The sequence below is a fragment of the Pseudovibrio sp. WM33 genome, from assembly GCF_001623165.1.
Lineage (GTDB): Bacteria > Pseudomonadota > Alphaproteobacteria > Rhizobiales > Stappiaceae > Pseudovibrio.
This window is the reverse complement of sequence record NZ_LMCK01000075.1, coordinates 68,816-69,333: the sequence shown is the minus strand read 5'-3', so window position 1 is coordinate 69,333 and position 518 is coordinate 68,816. Positions and strand designations below refer to the sequence as shown.

At 55.2% G+C, this 518-nt stretch carries 1 protein-coding gene; it reads right to left on the bottom strand.

Annotated elements, in window-relative coordinates; genetic code table 11:
- Positions 1-172: 172 nt before the first annotated feature.
- A complete protein-coding gene (locus PsWM33_RS13065) occupies positions 173-469 on the bottom strand; it encodes a hypothetical protein (RefSeq protein WP_063300527.1) in 297 nt (98 codons plus the stop codon).
- Between the last annotated feature and the right edge of the window lie 49 nt (positions 470-518).

The following is a 518-nucleotide window of genomic DNA, read 5'->3' as shown; positions in this document are numbered from 1 at the left end:
GTGGCTAAATCTAAAGCTCCACCAGTCATAAGCGCCATGCTCTGATGGGCATCTACGATCGCCTGAGCAAACGCCTCAAGAGAAACCGCGATTGCCTCATCCTGAACCGGATTTACATCATGAGCTGCACTATGTTGCTGCGCCAGTCTCTGTTCCGCCAGCGGATAGACCATCAGAATATCTCCTTGTGCGGCTGATCCCCGGGCTTGACCATCAAGCGGTGGTCTGGAAACTGATCCAGAAAGCCCCGGATCTCCAGCTCTTCGGACAGATCTTCGTGCAGAGCATCTGACGAGCGCTCAGGTCGGTCACGACCTTGCAGAACCACATGAGCGGTGCCTGCCGGATCACACTCTTTGGGTGCAGCTTCAGCTACCGCCTCCACCTTATGCCGGCGCCACAGCAAGCTGCGAAAGAAGCTGCGCAAGTAGCCGCGCTTTGCTGAGGCTTTGCCAGAGACAAACTGCATATTCCAACTCCGCAGATCACGGCCCAAATCAAAGACTGCCTATCGTTTA